Source organism: Streptomyces sp. P3 (assembly GCF_003032475.1).
Taxonomy (GTDB): Bacteria; Actinomycetota; Actinomycetes; order Streptomycetales; family Streptomycetaceae; genus Streptomyces.
On the sequence record NZ_CP028369.1, the window covers coordinates 7,046,792 to 7,065,548 of the forward strand.

Sequence of the window (18,757 nt, forward strand, 5' to 3'; positions counted from 1 at the left end):
GGGCGCGGGCCAGGGCGTCGAGGGCCGCTACTTGGGCGGCAGGCTCACGGCGAAGGCACGTCCCTCGTCGATCCACTCGCCGAGGACGTCATCCTTGCTGAGAGCGGTTCCGGCGACGAGGATCCAACCGCGCATGGGACGGCCGGTCATGTCGAAGACGCGCGTCCCGGGCCGGGCCAGGGCCACGTCGGTGTGGTCGGGGCCGACTCGCACCATCAGATCGTCGCCGCTCACGCCCACGGCCATGTTGCCGCGGTACAGGAAGGCGATCCCGCCGAACATACGCCTTTCCGTGACGTCCGGATCAGAGCCGAGTCGCTGTCTGATCCGTTCCGCCAGTCCTTCGTCGTATGCCATGGTGGTCCTCTTACCGTCCGGTCAGCCGGTGTTCGAGGTCACGCAGGTCCTTGCCGATGGAGGAGCGGACCTGGCGGGCCAGGACAGGCGCGGCCAGCCGGTAGAAGCCACCCCCACCGCCCCGGACCCGGATGCGGGCGAAGGTGCCCCGCGGGTCCGGCTCGAAGGTGTACGTGACGTGCATGGGCATCGGCCCGGCCACGGAGACCATGTCCAGCAGGCGGGGCGGCTCGTACGCGGCCACGCGCAGGACGTAGTCGATGCGCCGGCCGAGAAAGTACGCCGTACGGGTGACCTCGGCGCCCACGCCGAAGCCGCCCTGGTCCGACTCCCGGGTCAGCTCCGCGGTGCGGATACCCTGCGTCCACTCGGCGTCATGGCGCCAGTCCATGGCGTACTCGGCCACCCGTTCGGGCGGAAGCGGGACCATGCGCTCCGCTGACACGTCGATCGTCATGGTGCTGTTGCCTTGTCCTCGACCGGCCAGGATCCGGGCTCTGTTACCGCCTCCAGGATCCTTGAGGCGGTGGGCGAGCGCACGACGAACCGTCGCTCGCCGGTGGAAAACACCGTGCGGCGGTGCGTCGCAGCGAGACAGCGTGCCATTTCCGCGAGACGCTGCCGCCGGGCGGTGCGAATTGCCGCCTGCCCCGCCCGTCGGCCCTGTCCGCTGTCCTCCCCGGAGTCCGCCATGGCAGCACAGCCCACCCCGTCCACTGAGGACGGTTACCGTTTCGACGACCTGCGCGCCCTTTTCATCAACTGCACCCTCAAGCCGTCCCCCCAGCTCAGCCACACCCAAGGACTCATCGACAAGAGCCGGGCGATCATGGAGGCGCGCGGGGTGACCACGGACCTCGTTCGCGCGGTCGACCAGGACATCGCGCCCGGCGTCTACCCGGACATGACCGAACACGGCTTCGCCACCGACGCCTGGCCCGCGCTGTATGAGCAGGTGATGGCCGCGGACATCCTGGTGCTGGCAGGGCCCATCTGGCTGGGCGACAACAGCTCCGTCACCAAGCAGGTCATCGAGCGCCTCTACAGCTGCTCCAGCCTGCTCAACCCCCAGGGACAGTACGCCTACTACGGGCGGGTCGGCGGCTGTCTGATCACCGGCAACGAGGACGGGGTCAAACACTGCGCCATGAACGTCCTCTACAGCCTCCAGCACCTCGGCTACACCATCCCCCCGCAGGCCGACGCGGGCTGGATCGGCGCCGCGGGCCCCGGACCCTCGTACCTGGATCCAGGTTCAGGCGGCCCGGACAACGACTTCACCAACCGCAACACCGCCTTCATGACCTGGAACCTGCTGCACCTGGCAGCCCTGCTCAAACGCGCCGGAGGCATCCCGGCCCACGGCAACCAGCGCTCGGAGTGGGACGCCGGCTGCCGCCCGGGGGCGGACAACCCCGAGCACCGCTGAGCCGTACCGGTCGGCACCTTCAGCACCCCGCCCCTGCGCGACTGCGTTTCCGTTGAATGGGGGAGCGACGGGCAGAACTCCCAAGAAGCGAGGCGGGGATGGGGCGCGTGCGGGTGGTACCGGCCAGGCCGTGGGCCATCCGCGTGTCGGCGTCGGCACCGCGTAGCCCGGCCGGGGCCCGCGCACTTCGCAACATTGTCGCCCCTGGGATGTGCTCCCTGACGGCTGCGCCAAGCGCGATTCGGCCCCGGAGTCCTGGCACGGCCACCAAGGAAAAAACTAGCCCGCCGGTAGCTTTCAGGGCTTCGTGACCGCCGTCTTCTTGGCTCGGGACTCCTGTCCGTGCCCCACGGTGCAAAGTAGCGAGGTGAACACGTCCTCACGGCTGCGGCGACCGGTTCATCGCAGCACGGGTGGTGCGCGCCCAGCAGTGGTCGGCGTCGGGTCACCATTGGGCGATGAGCGGCGTGTCCGGTTCGTGCTGTCGCCAGGCTTCGGTGAGGCGGGCGAGGCGGGTGGGGGCGGCGATGCCGCGCACAATTGCGATCTTGCCGCCTGCGATGTCGAACGTCACGGAGCCGACGACCTGGTCGCCGAGCACGGTGAGGATGGCGGGGGCGCCGTTGACGAGCGCGTAGTGGACGGCGGGCGTGCCGCCGACAAGTCGCCGTTTCGCGGGTGTGGGTTTGAAGCCGGCCCGTGCGACGGCGGCGACGCGCTGCGGAGTGTCGTACCGCAGCAGCCTCTCGGTCAGGCCGGCGCCGTCGGAGATCGCGGTCGCGTCGTCGGTGAGCAGCGCCACGAGCCGTTCGGTGCGGCCCGTGGTGGCGGCGGCGAGGAACTCCTCGACGATCCTGCGGGCGGATGCCAGGTCGACTTCGCCGCCGCCGCGGCGCGCGGCGGTGATGCGGCGCCGGGCCCGGTGGAGGTGCTGCTGGCTCGCGGACTCGGTGAGGTCGAGGATCCCGGCGATCTCGGCATGGCTGTGGGAGAACGCTTCGCGCAGGACGTAGACGGCCCGCTCGAGGGGTGACAGGCGCTCCATGAGCGTCAGCACGGCCAGGGAGACCGATTCGCGCTGCTCGAACGTGTCGGCCGGGCCGAGCATCGGGTCGCCGTCGAGGAGCGGTTCGGGCAGCCAGGCGCCGGCGGTGCGTTCGCGGCGGGCCTGTGCCGAGCGGAGCCGGTCGAGACACAGGTTGGTGACGACCTTGGTCAGCCATGCTTCCGGCACCCTGATCTGCTGCCTGTCGGCGGCCTGCCAGTGCAGGAACGTATCCTGCACGGCGTCTTCGGCGTCGGCGGCGGAGCCCAGCAGCCGGTAGGCCAGCGAGGCCAGCCGGTTCCGGCTGGCCTCGAACCGGCTGGTGTCGAAGCGATCAGTGGCGGTGCTGTCCACTCGGATCACCCTAGGCGGCCACGCGACCGACGACCGCCTTTTCTTCGGCGGACGCATCCGGCGTGGCGGCCAGGCGGCGCTTGCGCTTGGGCAGCCCGAAGGTCGGGTGCGAGGTGGCCCACAGCGACATCTTGAGGATGCCGGCCTTGATCCGCGCGGCCTTCCGGCCACCCATGTACTTCGGCTTCGCCTGCGCTTCGTCGTCGACCATCTGCAGGATCCCGTCCCGCCGCCCGAGGCTGATGTGGTTGCCCAGGTACTCCAGCTTGGTGTTCGGGATCTCGCGGCCGGTCAGGCGTCCCACGATCGCCTCCGTGGCCTGCCGGCCGGTGTAGCCGGCCGAAGCGCAGGACATCGGCAGCGGGCGGCCGTTGTCGCCGATGGCGTAGGCGCTGTCGCCGGCGGCGTAGACGTTCGGGTGCGAGACCGACCGCATGGTGCGATCGACGACGATCCGACCGTTGTCGGTGACCTCCAGCCCGCCCACGGCGGCGATGGAACTGACCGCGAACCCGGCCGTCCACACGGTCGCGTCGGACGCCAGGGCGGTGCCGTCGGAGCACAGCACCCGCGTCGCTTCGACGGCTTCGACGGTGGTGTGCTCCAGTACGGTGATGCCCAGCCGATCGCACGCATGGCGCAGGTGGCTGCGTGCTCCGGCCGAGAGAGGGGCGCTCAGCTCGCCGCGGGCGACCAGTGTCACCGACACGCCCGGCCGGGATTCGGCGATCTCGGTGGCGGTCTCGATGCCGGTCAGCCCGTCGCCGACGACCAGCACGCTTCCTCCCCCGTCCCGCCTGCTCAGGCTGTCCAGGCGCTCGCGCAGGCGCAGCGCGGAGGGCCGGCCGGTGACGTCGAAGGCGTGCTCGGCCACGCCGGGGACGCCGTGGTCGGCGGCGTGGCTGCCGAGCGCGTAGAGAAGCGTGTCGTAGCCGAGTTCGCCGCCGCCGTCGGCGTCGGCCACGGCGACGACCTGGCGCTCGGGGTCGACGGCGGTGACACGGGCCAGACGCAGCCGTATCCCCGTGCCTGCGAAGACGCCGGTGAGCTGTGGAGCCTCGATCTCTCGGCCGGCCGCGAGCTGGTGCAGCCGCAGCCGCTGGACGAAGTCCGGCTCGGCGTTGACCACTGTGATGTCGGTGTCCGCCGGGGACAGTCGACGGGCCAGGGTCCCGGCCACGTAGGCCCCGGCATAGCCGGCGCCGACGACGACGATGCGGTGCTTCATGTCTTGCTCCTGTCGGTTCGCTGCTCCCTGTCGACGACTTGAGCGGAACAGCGACCCGATTGCTGACAGGAACTGCATGTGGCATGGGTCACAGAGCGGCAACCCGGCAGCCCCGGACCGGCTCGCCGCTGCGATCCTGGCCCAACTCCACGAGAAATTCGTCCGACCAGTTCGCCAGCGTCCGGTACCTCGTCGACGACGTCCAGAAGGCCGTCGACTTCTACACCGCCTACCTGGGCTTCGCCCTGCGCACCAACGCCGTACCGGCGTTCGCCTATGTCACCCGGCCCGCCGGGTCAGACGTTGACGCCGAAGTGGGCGGCGATGCCGGCCAGTCCGGAGGCGTAGCCCTGTCCGGCGGCGCGGAATTTCCACTCCGGGCCACTGCGGTAGAGCTCGCCGAAGGCCATGGCTGTTTCCGTCGAAGCGTCCTCGGACAGGTCGTAGCGGGCGATCTCGGCGCCGCCGGCCTGGTTGACGACGCGGATGAAGGCGTTGCGGACCTGGCCGAAGCTCTGGCCGCGGTTCTCGGCGTCGTGGATGGAGACGGGGAAGACGATCCGGTCGACCTCGGCGGGCACGGCGGCGAGGTTCACCTTGACGGACTCGTCGTCGCCCTCGCCCTCACCGGTGAGGTTGTCGCCGGTGTGCTCGACCGAGCCGTCCGGGCTCTTCAGGTTGTTGTAGAAGACGAAGTGGCGGTCGGACAGGACCTTGCCGGAGGCGTCCAGGAGCAGTGCCGAGGCGTCGAGGTCGTAGTCGGTGCCCGTGGTGGTGCGCACGTCCCAGCCCAGGCCGACCAGGACCGCGCTCAGGCCCGGCGCCTCCTTGCTGAGCGAGACGGTGCCGCCCTTGGGCAGGGAAACTCCCACAGTGAAGTCCTTCGCGATGCGTCAGGTCGGGGCCGGCGCGGCCCAAGCTTAAAATCTACAGCAATGTAGAAAATGGTGAAGGGGTGCTTCAGTCGCGGGAGTTGCCGAAGAGGAGGCGGTAACCGATCAGCAGGACCAGTGCGCCCGCGATGGCCGAGCCCCAGGTTGCGGCGTCGAAGAACTCTCGCTGCACCGGCCGGTCGAGGAACCTCGCCGAGAGCCATCCGCCCAGGAAGGCTCCCGCGATGCCGATGAGCGTCGTGCCGATGAGTCCGCCCGGGTCGCGCCCGGGGAGGATGGCCTTGGCGATGGCCCCGGCGAGCAGTCCCAGAACCAGCCATGCGATGACGCCCATGTCTGCCCTCTCTCCTTGTGTACTGGTGTTGTCTCTGCGGTCCGGACGGACCCACCTGGCCAGCCTATCTTCTACAATTGTGTAGATGGTGTGGTGTTGGTGCCGCACATAAGTCGCGGTGCGGTGGGTGGCCGCAGGGGCGTCTATACGATGGGCTGCGCGTGGATTCGGGGTCGATGGAAGGGAGACAGGGCGTGACGGACCAGCGGGGTTCCCGGCGACGGGGGCAGGGGGAGCTGGAGGCGCTTGTCCTGTCTGTGCTGCGCGAGGCGGACGGCCCGGCGAGTGCGGGCTGGGTGCAGGAGCGCCTCGGCGGTGACCTTGCCTATACGACGGTGATCACGATCCTGACCCGGCTGCTGGCCAAGGGAGCGGTGACCCGTGAGCGGGCCGGTCGGTCCTTCGCCTGGACCCCGGCCTCGGACCAGGCGGGCCTGGCCGCGCACAAGATGCGCAAGGTGCTGGACGGCCAGGACGACCGTGAGGCGGTGCTGGCCCGCTTTGTCACCTCCCTGGAGCCGGGCGATGAACGGCTGTTGCGGGAACTGCTGGATCCTGCGAGGGGCGAGAGGGAAGACTGAAGCCTCATGGGGGTGTTCGTCTTTCTTCCACTGGTCCTGCCGCTGACGGCATGGCCGATCGCGCGCCTGGCCGAGCAGCGGCTGCATCCGCGAACCGCCACCCGGCTGCTGACTGGGGTGACCGTGGTGATGGCGCTGTGCAGCACGGTGTGCCTGGGCTTGCTCATGGTGGTCGGCACCGCGCAACTGCCCGGCAACCCGCTGCCTGATGGCTGGTCGGACCCCGAGGTGCGCGAGGCCGTCCCGTACGACGAGGTCGCCGGGAAACTGGCCATCCCGGCGCTGCTCGCGGTCCTGCTGACGTGCGGCCGCACGCTGCGGCGGCACGGGCTGATCCGCCGCCGCGCCCACCGGGCCCTGGCCGGACTGCCGGGCACACAGGTAGCGGTTCTGTCCGACGAGGTGCCGTACGCGTACGCCCTCCCCGGCAGGCGGCGGGACCGGGTCGTGGTGACCACCGGCATGCTGTCCTGCCTCGCCCCTGCCGAGCGCCGCGCCCTGTTCGCCCACGAGCGCGCCCATCTCGCCGCCCGGCACCACCGGTTCCTGCTCGCGGTCCAACTGGCCGCGCGCGCCAACCCGTTCCTGCTCCCGCTGCGTACGGCGGTCTCCTACACGACGGAACGGTGGGCGGACGAGGAAGCGGCGCGGACGGTCGGCAGCCGCCGGGATGTGGCGTGCGCGATCGGCAAGGCGGCTCTGGTCTCGCGCGGCACCCCGGCCGCCACGCTCGCGGGCTTCGCCGAGCCGGGGCCGGTGCCGCGCCGGGTGGCTGCCCTGCTCGGCCCCGCGCCGACGTTGCGCAGCTGGCCGTCGGTGTTCACTTCGGTGGGCCTGGCCGCCTGGGGTGCGGCCGTTGGGGCCGCGGTCTCCGCGCTGTCGTCCGCGAACTCGGCGGTGACGATGGTGCTCATCCTGCATGCGGCGACACCGCTCTGACACTGGACAGACGCGGTCCACGGATACGGCGATGTCCCTGGCGAGCCGTCGGCGGCCCGAATCGGCGCCGCGTGCGAACAGCGCCGGCCGGTCAGCGTGCCGGTCGGCGCGAATCCGAGACGTTCGTCGGCTGGAGGCGTCCCTGGCTGCGAGACGCGGAACTCAGGCATACGGCAGAGTCGCCTGGGGCTGGCCGGCCTGGCCCGCGGCCCCAGTAGCCGCGCGATGCAACGGGAGCAAGAACGCGACGACGAACAGGCTGAAGAGGGTGATGGGCAACAGGCGCAGCAGCCTCGCAGGATCATCGTGCAGCCAATGCCGGTTGCCCCACCAGTTCGCGCAGACGTCCACCACCATCACGGCGCCTGCCAGCCACACCCCTTCCCTCCGCATTACCCCCACCAATACGGCGACGAGCGGATCGAGGACCGCCAAGCCGACGAAGAACGCCTGCAGGGGAACCTGCGGAAATGACGCATAGGCATGGATGCCGCGCCCGGCCAGGTCGAGAGCGTGGACGCAGGAACCCTCCAAGAAGCCGATCACGTACACCGCGCGGACCCATCTCGCCCACACCGGCTGCCCGCCCCACCGTGCCCGCAGCTCAAACCCCACCGAGCCACCCTAGACGAGCCTGGGTGTCCGGATCCGCCGTCGACGACGCCCGTGCCGGGCTGCCGTCGACGGGCCGGCACGAGCGCAGTGGGGCGATCAGAGGTCGAACTCGTGCGGCGGCAGATCCAGGGTGAAGCACGCCTCGCGGACAACGGCCTGCTCGGTCTTGTCGAAGTCGCCGTCGGCGCCGCCGATGACGATGCCGATCTGGATGACGGCACGGGCCTCGGCCGGCTTCTTCTTCGCCTTGGCGATCTCCTGCAGCACGCTGACCTTGCCGAAGGCGAAGTCGGCGGTCAGCTTGCCCAGGTTGTCGTCGAAGCGCCGCTGCAGGTCCATGGCGTCGAAGTTCTGCAACACCTCGTTGGTGCCGATCAGTTGGGCCACCCGCTGCCGCTCGGAGGGGTCGATGGTGCCGTCGGCGGCGGCGACCAGGGCACACATCGCCATGCTGGCATCGCGGAAGGCACCGCTCTTGAGGTCGTTCTTCTTCGCCACGAGCTGGGTCTGCATCGTCGACGCGGACTCCTTGAGGCGGTCCCACAGGGCCATGTGAACTCCAAACGGTTGGTCGGCCGGCCCGCTTCGGCGGCGGTCCGAGCCCGTAAATATCTACAGCAACGTAGAAACTAACGGTCCGGCGGAGAAGTTCCGGCGATTTCCGGCAGGTTCACAAGGCGGGTCGCGGCTCTCACGGGGCGCTGCGGCCGTGACGCCCTGCCTGCCTAGGATTTCAGGCATGGCGAAGCGCAAGGTGCATCGACGGGCCCGGAAGATCCTTGGCGAGGACCCCGTGGCCATGGTCTGGTGCGAGATCGGCAAGCCGATTCCCGCGCCTCCCAAGGCCGTCCACCGGGCTGCGGGCAAAGGACGGTTGAAGCCGAGGCACCACTGGCTGCTCTACGTCGGCGGTGTGGTGTTCTTCTTCGTCGTCGTGCCGATGATGTTGATCGACAAGCTCGGCGACGTGCTGGACGAGCAGACCTCTTCCGGAGAGGGAGGCTCCACCCGGGACCGCGCCGCCGGCAGCGGCCGCCGCGAAGTCGACGACCCCACCAGAGGCATCTTCGATGGCGACTGGAACCTGACTGCGGGCCAGTTGTTGCTGCGCTGGTACGGCCACTCACCCAATCCGAAACGCCTGGTGATGCTGGCTCGTGACCGCGTCTGCGTGGCCGCCTCCCCGCGCCGTACGCTGTCGCCCACCAAAGCCGACGACTTCCGGACCATCGCGGAGTTTCCCTACACCGAGGCCCGTATCGAAGCCGAGGCGGGCCGGCCGCGAGGGTTCGCCACCTTCAGGATCCGCTTCAGCGACGGCTCCTGGCTGGAGCTGGGCCGACTGGGTGAGCCGGAGGACGCGGACCACTTCCTGCGCACGGTCAGCGCCTGATCCGATCCTCCGGCAACCCGCGCCGTCAGTCCTCGTCTTCGTCTTCCTCGTCACCCTCGAAGAAGTCCCCGACCTCGTCGACGACCTCGGCCGCGACCATCCCGCCCACGACGCCGACCGCGAGGCCGGCCGCGCCCGCGGCGATCGCGGTGCCCATGCCGGGGCCGGAGCGGTGGCCCTCGTGATGGTGCTCGTCGTCTCCGTGCCCGTAGTGCCCGCCGTGGCTCCCCGAGTACGGGTCTGCATGTGCGTAGGCGGAGTGCGAGCCGTAGGAGGCGCGGTGCTCGACGAGCTGGCGGATCCAGCCGTCGACCAGGGTGATCCAGTCCTGGTGCTCGACGCCGTCGTGGGAGACGGTGAAGCGGGTGAGCGCGTCGTGCCCCTCGGAGAAGAGGCCGCCGCGCTTGTCGGCCTCCAGGACCACCTCCATGCCGCCGGGGTGGGCGAGGAAGGTCAGCTCGATCTCGTTGACCTGGTGGGCGTACTGAGGGGCCGGGGTGAGCTCGATCTCCTGGTAGAAGGGCAGCTGCTGGCCGGTGCCGCCGATGCGGCCGTACTCCAGGTCTGCGGACTTGAAGCCGAAGCCGAGCTGTCCGAGGGCTTCCAGGATCGCCTCCTGGGCGGGCAGCGGGCCCACGGCGAGCTGGTCGAGGTCGCCCTTGTCCTTGGCTCCGGCGACCGACAGTTCGGTGCGCACGCCGAGGACGATGCCCAGGCCCTGTCCGTACAGCTCGGTGATGGGGGTCTCCCACGGCAGCATCACGCTGAACGGGATGCTGTGCTGCGCGCCCTCGGCGAGCCGGAAGCCGCCGCCGACGGTGAACCGTTCGAAGGCGACGACGCCCTCGCTCTCCCCCTCTTCGTGCTCGGCCTCGACCCGGGCCACCAGCTCCAGGGTGATGTGCTCGATGTCGAAGTCGGCGCTTCCGCCCTTGAGATGGACCTGGCCGCTGAGCGTGGAGCCGGGGTGGGCGGCGCCGGGGGTGAGGACCGTGTCCACCGTGGGGCCGCCCACGCCGAGCGAACCGAGCAGTCGTTTGAACACCATCGTGGCGTCCACTCCTTAACGTGCGTGTGTTCCGTGAGAGCGATGCCGCATGCCTTCGCGGGTGTTACGGCAGCGGCTGCGCGCGTGCCGGGCTGGCGTGCCGGGCTCTGTGTCCAGGCCGGTCGAGGCCATGCGTCTCATCCCGTCGCGCGAGCAGGTGAGAGGCGCGCGGCTCCCGGGAACAACCGGCAGGAGCCACCGCGTTCTCTCTACAAACACGTAGAAGCATAGGGTCGCCGCGGGCTGGTCCACAGCGCATCCTGGCGGCTGCGGCGGGAAAGTCCGAAAAGAGCCGCCGATCGAGACCGGCGGCGGCTGACCTCGATGCTTTGCCGATCTTTTACGATAATGGGCAGGGTGTGTCTCTGCCCTGCCGACGACTGAGGGCCCTGTGGCCCTCCCGAACAGAAGGAGCGACGGTCCCGCAATGGGCGAGCCTCCCAGTATCAGCCGCGTCGTACCCCGTCCGCAGTCCGCGCTGTGTGTGCGTGAGGGATCGGGGGTGGCGCGGTGACCGAGGTCCTGCTGCTCCTGCTGGCCCTCCTGCTCACACTGGCCTGCGCGGTGTTCGTCGCGGCCGAGTTCTCGCTGACCACCGTCGAGCGCGGTGACCTGGAGCGAGCGGCGGAGGCGGGTGAGCGTGGTGCCGGGGGCGCGCTGAAGGCCGTACGCCGTCTGACGGTCCAGCTCTCCGGCGCCCAGCTCGGCATCACGGTCACCTCGCTGGTGATCGGCATGCTTGCCGAGCCGTCGCTCGCGGCGCTTCTTCAAGGCCCGCTCAAGGCGGTCGGGCTGGGCGGCGCCGCCTCGTCGGTGGCGACGGTGCTGGGTGTGGCCCTCTCCACCGTGGTGCTGATGGTGGTGGGCGAGCTGGTGCCGAAGAACTGGGCGATCTCCCGTCCGCTGGCCGTGGCCAAGGTGGTGGCCGGCCCGCAGCGCGGCTTCACCGCGGCATTCGGGCCGTTCATCCGCCATCTGAACAACACCGCGAACCGGTTCGTCCGTCGCGTCGGCCTGGAGCCCGCCGAGGAACTGGCCTCCGCCCGCACCCCTGAGGAACTGGTCGCGCTCGCCCGGCACTCGGCCGCCGAGGGCGCCCTGGAGGCGGACTCCGCCGAACTGTTCGTGCGCACGCTGCACTTGGGCGAGCTGACCGCGGAGAACGTCATGACGCCGCGCGTGGACGTCAAGGCGCTCGAAGCGCACGCGACGGCCGCGGACGCGGCGAACCTGACGCACGCCACCGGCCTGTCCCGCTTCCCGGTGTACCGCGACAGCCTGGACGAGGTCATCGGGACCGTCCACATCCGCGACGTCCTCGCCCTGGAACCGGAGAAACGGGCCGTCACCCTGGTGACCGAGCTGGCCACCGCACCCCTGCTGGTGCCCGACAGCCTGACTGCCGACCGGCTGCTGGAGCGGCTGCGGGAGAAGCGCACCATGGCCGTGGTCATCGACGAGTACGGCGGCACGGCGGGCGTGGCGACGATGGAGGACATCGTCGAGGAAGTCGTCGGCGAGGTCCGCGACGAGCACGACCCCGTCGAGGTGCCCGACCTGCTGCCCGCGCAGACCGGCGCGGACGGCCGCGCGGTGTGGGAGGCGGACGGCGGCGTCCGCCTCGACCAGCTCGGGGAGATAGGACTCGCGGCGCCGGAGGGCCCGTATGAAACCGTGGCCGGCCTGATCGCCACCCGCCTCGCCCGCATCCCCGCCAAGGGCGACACCGTCGACCTCGACGGCTGGCAGCTGGACGTCCTGGACGTCGAGCACCACCACGCAGACCGGATCCGCATCACCGAACCGGCCCAGGTGCCGGCCGGGGCCGGGGAGGAGTCCCGATGACCACCCTGCAACTCCTCATCGGCGCCCTGACACTGCTGACCAACGCGTTCTTCGTGGGCGGCGAGTTCGCCCTGATCTCCGTGCGCCGCAGCCAGATCGAGCCGCACGCCCAGGCAGGGAACACACGGGCCCGGATGACCCTGTGGGGCCTTCAACACCTCTCCGCGATGATGGCCACCGCCCAGCTCGGCATCACCGTCTCCTCCCTGGTGCTCGGCGCGGTCGCCGAACCGGCCATCGCGCACCTGCTGGAACCCGGCTTCAACGCGGTCCACATCCCGCACGGCCTGGTGCACCCCATCGCCTTCGTTATCGCCCTGACGGTTGCGACCTACCTGCACATGCTGATTGGCGAGATGGTCCCCAAGAACATCGCCCTGGCCGCACCGGTCCCGACCGCACTCCTGCTCGGCCCGCCGCTGGTAGCCCTCACCCGGGCCCTGAAGCCGGTCGTGTTCGGCATCAACGCCTTCGCCAACACCCTGCTGAAACTGCTGCGCGTCGAGCCGAAGGACGAGGTCGAGTCGGCGTTCACCGACGACCAGCTCGCCCGCATGGTCCTCGACTCCAGCCAGGCCGGCCTGCTCTCCAGCGCCGACGGCGAACGGCTGCGCGACGCCCTGGAGCTGGGCACCCGCCCGGTCGGCGAGATCCTTGTCCCCGCCCAGAAGATGCGCACCGTCGCCGACACCGTCACCCCGGGCGAACTGGAGCGGACCGCAGCCGCTGCCGGCTACTCCCGTTTCCCGGTCACCGGCCCGAACGGCACCCTGCTGGGATACCTCCACATCAAGGACACCCTCGGCATCACCGACCGCGACCAGCCCTTCCCGCGCACCGTCCTGCACCCGATCACCCAGGTCCGCATCGACACCCCGCTGGACGACACCCTCACCGCCCTGCGCGCCGACGGCAGCCACCTGGCCGCCGTCACCGGCGAGGCCGGCGCGGTCCTCGGCTTCGTGACCATGGACGACGTCCTGTCCGAACTGGTCGGCCCCGCACCGGCCGCCGCCTGACCACCGGGCCACCTCGTGCGCGCCCCCGCACGAGGCGTCCCGCCTGGTACACCTTCCGCTCTACAGTGATGCAGAAATCTCTCCTGGAGCGTGACCGCGCTCAACACGCCCGTCCGTCATGCCGGTTGGCCGGGCAAATAGCGCTGGGTGAAGGAGCAGATACAGCAGGAAGACCGACCACCGCACCCCTATGGACAACGCGCATTGGTCCGCACGCCAGGCTCTGGCGCACCGGGACCGAGGCCCGCCGGTTCACCCTCACGTCTTCGCCCTGATCCTCGCCAACGCCGCCCTGCTCGGCGTGGAAACCTACCGCCGTCTGACCCAGGACTGGTAGTGGTACCTCGAAGGCCAGCCGCGCACCGGCGCCCTCGCGCCCCTGTGGGCGGTCGACGAGGCGTTCTTCATGAGCCTGTTCTTCTTCCTCTCCGCGGTCTTCGTGCCTGGCTCCTACGACCGCCGGGCGCCCGCCGCTTCCTGGTCGGCCGTCTGCTGCGCCTCGGCCTGCCACTCGTGGTGGGTGCGCTGACGATCGTGCCCGGCCTGATGTACGCGTACTACGTGCACTACCGCGGCTATCCGCCGATCTCCTTCCCCGCTACTCCACCGACGTCTACCTCGGACTCTGAGGTTCCCCCGCTGCTGCGCGGGAGCGGCTGACTTGCTGATCAGGGCGGGTTGACGTGGTTTCAGGTTCACTTGTTCGGCCGTTGCCTGGTCGGCATAGTGCCTACGACAGCCGGTCACCCGACGGCACGATCAACATGCCCCGGCACAGCCAGACCGGCCTGGGCTTCGGTTACGTCGAGGTGATGGTGCTGGAGTTCGACCGCCTTATGGCCGTCTACGGGCGGGTGGTGGGGGTGGTCATCCACCAGGACGGCGGACGCCGGACCTTCGGCGACATCTCCAACGCCGGGGTGCTGGTCGTCCAGCGCTACACCGAACTGCTGGCGGACGACTTCACGCAGGTCGCCGACTGCACCGCCGCCACCGCGGCCGAGTTCGTCAGAGCCGGATCGGGCGAGTGGGAGATGCACGGCATGGTCCGGGGATCCGACAGCGACCCGATGCCTTTCACCCTGGAGATGGGCAGCGCGCCCCGGCCCCGCCGCGGCCACACCCCGGAGGAGCGTCCGGCCGGGACGATCTGAGCGCACCGATCAGAAGTCGCTGCCCGGCTGGGCCGCCAGCACCCGGGCAAGACCGATCTGGTTCGGGATCGACCGGGCCCGCTCGTCGGCGTGCGTGACGACCAGCCGGGTGCCGTGGGCGAGAGCGGCACGCAGCGCGACGCACAGCGCTCTGCAGCCGTCCGGGCTGAGATAGGTCACCTCTCCGAGATCGATCTCCCACGAGCACCAGCGCGGCCGTGGAAACCACCGATGCCCTCATGGGTAGCGACGCACCCGACGTCTATTGGAACACCCGCGGCACCGCTTGGGGGAACCTGGTCGGAGGCGGTGCCCTACTCCTCGATGACGACCCGGAGATACCTGACCGTAGGGCGGGCCAGACGGCTGTCCGTCATTGCCGCTCACGAGTGGGCGGGGAGTCAACTCATTCTCGGTCTGTTCCGGCCAGGTTGGGCACTGGTTCGAGCGAAGCCATCCGGCTGTAGTCGGGACGTGCCGATGCGCCGGGATCGATGGGACGGTTGCGCGATGCCGTTCCGGACGGGGGTCTGACCCATGAGATCTTTGACCGAAGTGTCCAGTCACAGGCATGTCGACTGCCGTTGCGGGATGGTTCCTGCTGTCACCGAGCCACAGGGCGTGTCCCTATAGGGGCCTTGCCGAGTTCCAGGCGCCATCACGGTTCAGACCGCCCGAGCGGGCCGGTGCCATCCATCCAGCATGTCACCACGCGGGAGGCGAACCATCATGACGACCCGACAGCACAGCACCTCCTCGAGCACGGATCCTCCCGTTCGGCGCGAGGTCGTTCTGGGCGTGGACACGCACGGCGAGGTTCACGTCGCCGCCGTGCTCTCCCCACTCGGGAAGGTCCTGGACACCGAGTCCTTTCCGGCCACGGCGGCCGGCTACCGCCGACTGCTCGTCTGGGCCCGCAAGCGAGGGACCGTGCGCCGGGTCGGTGTGGAGGGCACCGGCACCTTCGGCGCGGGCCTGTCCCGCTACCTACTGACCCAGCAGATCCAGGTGTTCGAAGTGAACCGGCCCGACCGCACGGCCCGCCGGCTGCTGGGCAAGTCGGACCCGCTCGATGCGCAGGCCGCCGCGCGGGCCGTGCTCAGCGGTCGTGCCCGGGCCCGGGCCAAGTCCGGCGACGGTCCGGTGCACAGCGCCCGGATCTTCAAGCTCGCCAAGGACTCCGCGGTCAAGGCGCGTACCCAGGCGATCAACCAGCTCAAGGCCGTCCTGGTCATCGCCGATCCCGCACTGCGGGAACGGTTGTCGAGCTTGGGCAATGCCGAGCTGTTCCGCACCTGCGCGACCCTCAGCCCACCCGGCGGTGGGGGAGACGAGGACGCGGTGGCCCAGGCCACCCACATGACCTTGCGCATGCTCGCCGAGCGCATTGAACAGCTCACGGGGCAGATCAATGAGCTGAACCAGCGCCTGACCCGGCTCGTCGAACGCCACGCCCCACAGCTGCTCGTGCCGGTGGGCATCGGTCCGGACAGCGCCGTCACTCTCCTGATCACCATGGGGGACAATCCCGAGCGGCTGAATACCGAGGCGTCCTTTGCTGCCCTTTGCGGAGTCAGCCCCATCGAGTACTCCTCCGGGCGTCGGAGCACGCGCCGGCTCAACTACGGCGGCGACCGGCAGGCCAACGCCGCCCTGCACCGCATCGTCTTCACCCGGCTGCGTCACGATCCGCGCACCCAGGCGTACTACGAACGCCGCACGCAGGAGGGCAAGACCCGACGTGAGATCATCCGATGCCTCAAGCGATACGCAGCCCGCGAGGTCTTCAACCTGGTCAGACCGGTTTCCCGTACCCCTACGTTATAGGGGCGTCGGTGATACGACGAGGCGCCGCCGGGTCCGTCCTGACAGGGCCTCTGCACGGAGCTGTGAGACGACGAAGCCGCATCCGGGCGCTCCGGTGCGGCTTCGTCGCGAGCTCGGGTGGGCCGGCGCGGCCGATGCGGTCGGCGCCTGATGCGGTCCGTGTTCCTGGGGCGGTCTTGCAGGATGCGGGGGTTTGCGTCTGCACTTCCTCGCTGGCGTGCTGGATGTACCGCGCCTCATTCAGCGTCGGCGGGCTCACCCCACTCAGAGCGTCCGGTGCCTGCTGGGGAGGATGCCGATGCAGCGGCCGGCGCCGGCACCCTTGTACTTCGGGACTCTGCACACCGCTCCAACAGTTGGTGTCGACGCGGAGAAACGAGCCACTGTCGCCCGACAGCCCTCGCCGGACTTCGTCCTGTGCGCCCAGCACCATGAGATGTGGCTGATTGTGTTCGAAAGAATACTCAGAGTGCTTATCGCTGGTGGCTGAGGGCAGACGTCGAAGCGTTCCTCAGCCGTATGGAAGGACGCTTGATTTTCATGGCTCACCGCAAGGTGTATCTGGCCGTCGGCAGGACCGGCACCCGGATCTACCGCTTCGATCCCATCGACGGCGACACTCGCGTCGTTGACAACGTCGCGCCCTACGAGAGCGGTTACACCGCCATGGGAGCGCAGTACCGCGGCGACGACCAGGAGCCCCTGTTGCTGGCCGTGAGCGGCAACAAGCTCATCACCATCGACGTGGCGGCCGGCACTCTCAAGGACCAGGTCATCGACGGGCTGCCGAAGGGGCCTTGGTTCGACGGCGCCATGGACCCCGACGGCAAGAGCCTCTTCGTCGCCGGCAATCCCGACACACCCAGCTACGCCATCGACGTGGCAGCCGGCAGGGCCACACCCCGCAACTCGCCGGGAGGCGGCCGGTGGGACGACTTCGCCTACCACCCCAAGGACGGCCGGCTGTACTCGGTGGAGGGCGACAACGGTGACCTGCTGCTCATCGACCCGGGCCGGCAGCCCACGAAGACCGTTCTGAAGGCTGGTGTCTTCCCGCCGGCGCAAGCCAGCGGCGCGGCAGGCTCACGCAAGGCGTACGCGGCCACCTTCTTCGACCAGGACGGCAACTTCTACGCCGTCGACTCCGCGGGCAACGTCAACCACCTCGACATGACCACGGCGAAGATCCCCGATCACTCGCAGCGCATCGGACGGGGCAGGGTGCCCGTAGACGACCTGGAGATCGTGAACGGCGCCGGGCGTATCACCCCGCTGCCTGTGCCGCCCAGTTACGACGAGATCGTCGTGACGAAGAAGTTCAAGGGGACGTGGGAGAACGGCGAACCCCGAGGCCGGGTCTACAGCTTCGACCTCACGCTGACGGCCGTCAGCAAAGACAGCGGCACGGCGGAGGACGTCAGGAAGTTCCGCATCTCCTTCGACCTGCCCACGGCCAAGGGCGCGAAAGCCGAAGCCTCCGGCGTCGACGTCATCGCCCAGGACGGCAAGGCGTATCTGAGCTCGGTGGGAGACCAGTTCCTCGCCGCGGGCACGTCCCGGACGATCACCGTGCTGATCACCGTGCCGGGCGACCCGACCCATTTGCCCCGGGAGTACCCCCTCGACGGACTCAGGGCCACACGCCTGCTCAGCCACTGATCACACCGCACAACCCGCCTCGAGCCGTGGCACCGAACATGCGTGGCGTTATCGGGTCCCGCGCCGAGCCGCGGCACACCTGCACACGAAGGAGTCCCTCATGAGCCTGACCGCCGACCAGACGCCCGCCGGGCAGCCGGAGTACGGCGATGCGACGTACCCCTTCCACATCACCAAGGAAGAGGAACGGCAGTTGCGCCTTCGCGGCGCCCAGGCCGCCCCGTCCCTTGTGATCGGGCAGGCCACGTCCTTCGACGAGTACACCCGCCAGCTGATGATCCCGCCGGCCGTCATGGACCTCGCGCGCAAGGCCGAGGACCTGCGCCTGTCGGCCTGGGAAGTCGAGGCGATGCGCAAGCACCTGGCCCCCGCCACCGCACCCGGCGAGAAGGTGGGCCTGCTGCGCCAGATCCTCGTGGAGAAGTACAAGCACGATCCGTCCCACCCGCCGTACATCCGTGTCGCCTGCACCGGCCGGGGCGACTACGACCACCTGGCAGCAAAGCACGGCCACCTCCACCCCGACGACCACCCCAAGGGTGACATCGGCTCGCCCGTCGTCCTCGAGATCTGGCCGGCGCAGCACTACTCGCCCATCCACTCCCACGGACACACCACCGGCATCGTCTTCTGCCTCGCCGGCCAGCTCGACGTCATGGTCTACGAGCACCTCGACTGGGACGCCCGCAAGCTCGGCCTGATCACCCTCACCCCCGGCCAATGCGCCTGGCTGTCCAGGGACAACTACGCCGTGCACCGCGTGTATTGCCCGATGGACGGCGGTGGCGGCTCCACCGGCCCCGGCTACATGAACGCCTCCGCCGATTTCGGCGCTAGCTTCCACGTCTACCTCAACCCGGAGGAGACCGGCGTCGAGGACGACGACGGCGACAGCTACAGCCGCGACGCCTTCAACTACATCGACGAAGAATCCAAGAAGCGGCGTGCCTTCGCCACCGAGTCCGATCTCTCCTGGGGCATCCTGCGCCGGGTCCTGGCCAACACCAAGCTGACCTGAGCCCAGCGATGGTGTGGCA

At 69.5% G+C, this 18,757-nt stretch carries 21 protein-coding genes and 2 pseudogenes; 13 read left to right on the forward strand and 10 right to left on the reverse strand.

The window, feature by feature from the left end:
- Positions 1 to 27 precede the first annotated feature (27 nt).
- Together C6376_RS30885 and C6376_RS30890 are read right to left on the reverse strand one after the other, a co-directional pair.
- Positions 28 to 357 (reverse strand): TfoX/Sxy family protein, encoded by a 330-nt coding sequence (locus C6376_RS30885; protein ID WP_107446411.1) that lies wholly within the window; start codon positions 355 to 357, stop codon positions 28 to 30.
- Positions 358 to 367: 10 nt separating this feature from the next.
- Positions 368 to 814 carry an SRPBCC family protein gene (locus C6376_RS30890; protein ID WP_107446412.1) on the reverse strand — a complete coding sequence of 149 codons (447 nt, stop codon included), beginning with the start codon at positions 812 to 814 and terminating at the stop codon, positions 368 to 370.
- Positions 815 to 1,048: 234 nt separating this feature from the next.
- Between C6376_RS30890 and C6376_RS30895 the strand changes: the two genes are divergently transcribed.
- Positions 1,049 to 1,786 carry a flavodoxin family protein gene (locus C6376_RS30895; protein ID WP_107446413.1) on the forward strand — a complete coding sequence of 246 codons (738 nt, stop codon included), beginning with the start codon at positions 1,049 to 1,051 and terminating at the stop codon, positions 1,784 to 1,786.
- A gap of 445 nt (positions 1,787 to 2,231) precedes the next feature.
- Here the strand turns inward: C6376_RS30895 and C6376_RS30900 are convergent, their stop codons facing one another.
- Together C6376_RS30900 and C6376_RS30905 are read right to left on the reverse strand one after the other, a co-directional pair.
- Positions 2,232 to 3,185 carry a sigma-70 family RNA polymerase sigma factor gene (locus C6376_RS30900; protein ID WP_173985767.1) on the reverse strand — a complete coding sequence of 318 codons (954 nt, stop codon included), beginning with the start codon at positions 3,183 to 3,185 and terminating at the stop codon, positions 2,232 to 2,234.
- Between the two features lie 10 nt (positions 3,186 to 3,195).
- The gene (locus C6376_RS30905) at positions 3,196 to 4,413 is read right to left on the reverse strand and encodes an NAD(P)/FAD-dependent oxidoreductase (protein WP_107446415.1); all 1,218 of its coding nucleotides are present in this window, start codon (positions 4,411 to 4,413) and stop codon (positions 3,196 to 3,198) included.
- 83 nt (positions 4,414 to 4,496) lie between these two features.
- Here C6376_RS30905 and C6376_RS46530 point away from each other — a divergent pair.
- Positions 4,497 to 4,688 (forward strand): annotated as a pseudogene (locus C6376_RS46530) (VOC family protein); the annotation flags it as partial.
- 21 nt (positions 4,689 to 4,709) lie between these two features.
- On the opposite strand, the gene C6376_RS30910 reads toward C6376_RS46530, so the two are convergent.
- Positions 4,710 to 5,285: a TerD family protein gene (locus C6376_RS30910; RefSeq protein WP_107446416.1), complete on the reverse strand. Its 576-nt coding sequence runs from the start codon at positions 5,283 to 5,285 to the stop codon at positions 4,710 to 4,712.
- Between the two features lie 88 nt (positions 5,286 to 5,373).
- A complete protein-coding gene (locus C6376_RS30915) occupies positions 5,374 to 5,640 on the reverse strand; it encodes a GlsB/YeaQ/YmgE family stress response membrane protein (RefSeq protein WP_107446417.1) in 267 nt (88 codons plus the stop codon).
- Between the two features lie 176 nt (positions 5,641 to 5,816).
- Here C6376_RS30915 and C6376_RS30920 point away from each other — a divergent pair, with 176 nt between their 5' ends.
- A complete protein-coding gene (locus C6376_RS30920) occupies positions 5,817 to 6,221 on the forward strand; it encodes a BlaI/MecI/CopY family transcriptional regulator (protein ID WP_107446418.1) in 405 nt (134 codons plus the stop codon).
- A gap of 6 nt (positions 6,222 to 6,227) precedes the next feature.
- Complete coding sequence (locus C6376_RS30925; RefSeq protein ID WP_107446419.1) at positions 6,228 to 7,160, forward strand: M56 family metallopeptidase; 933 nt, start codon at positions 6,228 to 6,230, stop codon at positions 7,158 to 7,160.
- A 162-nt stretch (positions 7,161 to 7,322) separates the two neighbouring features.
- On the opposite strand, the gene C6376_RS30930 is transcribed toward C6376_RS30925, so the two are convergent.
- Both C6376_RS30930 and C6376_RS30935 read right to left on the reverse strand, forming a co-directional pair.
- Complete coding sequence (locus C6376_RS30930; RefSeq protein WP_107446420.1) at positions 7,323 to 7,775, reverse strand: hypothetical protein; 453 nt, start codon at positions 7,773 to 7,775, stop codon at positions 7,323 to 7,325.
- Positions 7,776 to 7,871: 96 nt separating this feature from the next.
- Entirely contained in the window at positions 7,872 to 8,327 is a 456-nt protein-coding gene (locus C6376_RS30935) for a tellurite resistance TerB family protein (RefSeq protein WP_107446421.1), read from the reverse strand.
- A gap of 187 nt (positions 8,328 to 8,514) precedes the next feature.
- Here C6376_RS30935 and C6376_RS30940 point away from each other — a divergent pair, with 187 nt between their 5' ends.
- Positions 8,515 to 9,168 carry a hypothetical protein gene (locus C6376_RS30940; RefSeq protein WP_107446422.1) on the forward strand — a complete coding sequence of 218 codons (654 nt, stop codon included), beginning with the start codon at positions 8,515 to 8,517 and terminating at the stop codon, positions 9,166 to 9,168.
- 25 nt (positions 9,169 to 9,193) lie between these two features.
- Here the strand turns inward: C6376_RS30940 and C6376_RS30945 are convergent, their stop codons facing one another.
- Positions 9,194 to 10,216 (reverse strand): sporulation protein, encoded by a 1,023-nt coding sequence (locus tag C6376_RS30945; protein ID WP_107446423.1) that lies wholly within the window; start codon positions 10,214 to 10,216, stop codon positions 9,194 to 9,196.
- Positions 10,217 to 10,726: 510 nt separating this feature from the next.
- Between C6376_RS30945 and C6376_RS30950 the strand changes: the two genes are divergently transcribed.
- The 5 genes and pseudogenes from C6376_RS30950 to C6376_RS30965 form a co-directional block, all read left to right on the forward strand.
- Positions 10,727 to 12,061 (forward strand): hemolysin family protein, encoded by a 1,335-nt coding sequence (locus tag C6376_RS30950; protein WP_107446424.1) that lies wholly within the window; start codon positions 10,727 to 10,729, stop codon positions 12,059 to 12,061.
- A complete protein-coding gene (locus C6376_RS30955; protein WP_107446425.1) occupies positions 12,058 to 13,080 on the forward strand; it encodes a hemolysin family protein in 1,023 nt (340 codons plus the stop codon). Before C6376_RS30950 ends, C6376_RS30955 begins: the two co-directional genes overlap by 4 nt.
- 190 nt (positions 13,081 to 13,270) lie before the next feature.
- Positions 13,271 to 13,417 (forward strand): hypothetical protein, encoded by a 147-nt coding sequence (locus C6376_RS44790; protein WP_216825714.1) that lies wholly within the window; start codon positions 13,271 to 13,273, stop codon positions 13,415 to 13,417.
- Between the two features lie 69 nt (positions 13,418 to 13,486).
- Positions 13,487 to 13,609, forward strand: a complete 123-nt coding sequence (locus C6376_RS46220) for a hypothetical protein (protein WP_301554721.1) — start codon at positions 13,487 to 13,489, stop codon at positions 13,607 to 13,609.
- A gap of 205 nt (positions 13,610 to 13,814) precedes the next feature.
- A pseudogene (locus C6376_RS30965) lies at positions 13,815 to 14,234 on the forward strand (TerD family protein); the annotation flags it as partial.
- Positions 14,235 to 14,243: 9 nt separating this feature from the next.
- Here the strand turns inward: C6376_RS30965 and C6376_RS30970 are convergent.
- A complete protein-coding gene (locus C6376_RS30970) occupies positions 14,244 to 14,414 on the reverse strand; it encodes a hypothetical protein (protein ID WP_159083307.1) in 171 nt (56 codons plus the stop codon).
- Positions 14,415 to 14,963: 549 nt separating this feature from the next.
- Here C6376_RS30970 and C6376_RS30975 point away from each other — a divergent pair.
- The 3 genes from C6376_RS30975 (at position 14,964) to C6376_RS30985 (ending at position 18,738) form a co-directional block, all read left to right on the forward strand.
- A complete protein-coding gene (locus tag C6376_RS30975) occupies positions 14,964 to 16,061 on the forward strand; it encodes an IS110 family transposase (RefSeq protein WP_254076138.1) in 1,098 nt (365 codons plus the stop codon).
- A gap of 540 nt (positions 16,062 to 16,601) precedes the next feature.
- Complete coding sequence (locus C6376_RS30980) at positions 16,602 to 17,720, forward strand: YncE family protein (protein WP_107446427.1); 1,119 nt, start codon at positions 16,602 to 16,604, stop codon at positions 17,718 to 17,720.
- 100 nt (positions 17,721 to 17,820) lie between these two features.
- Complete coding sequence (locus C6376_RS30985; RefSeq protein WP_107446428.1) at positions 17,821 to 18,738, forward strand: hypothetical protein; 918 nt, start codon at positions 17,821 to 17,823, stop codon at positions 18,736 to 18,738.
- Positions 18,739 to 18,757 lie beyond the last annotated feature (19 nt).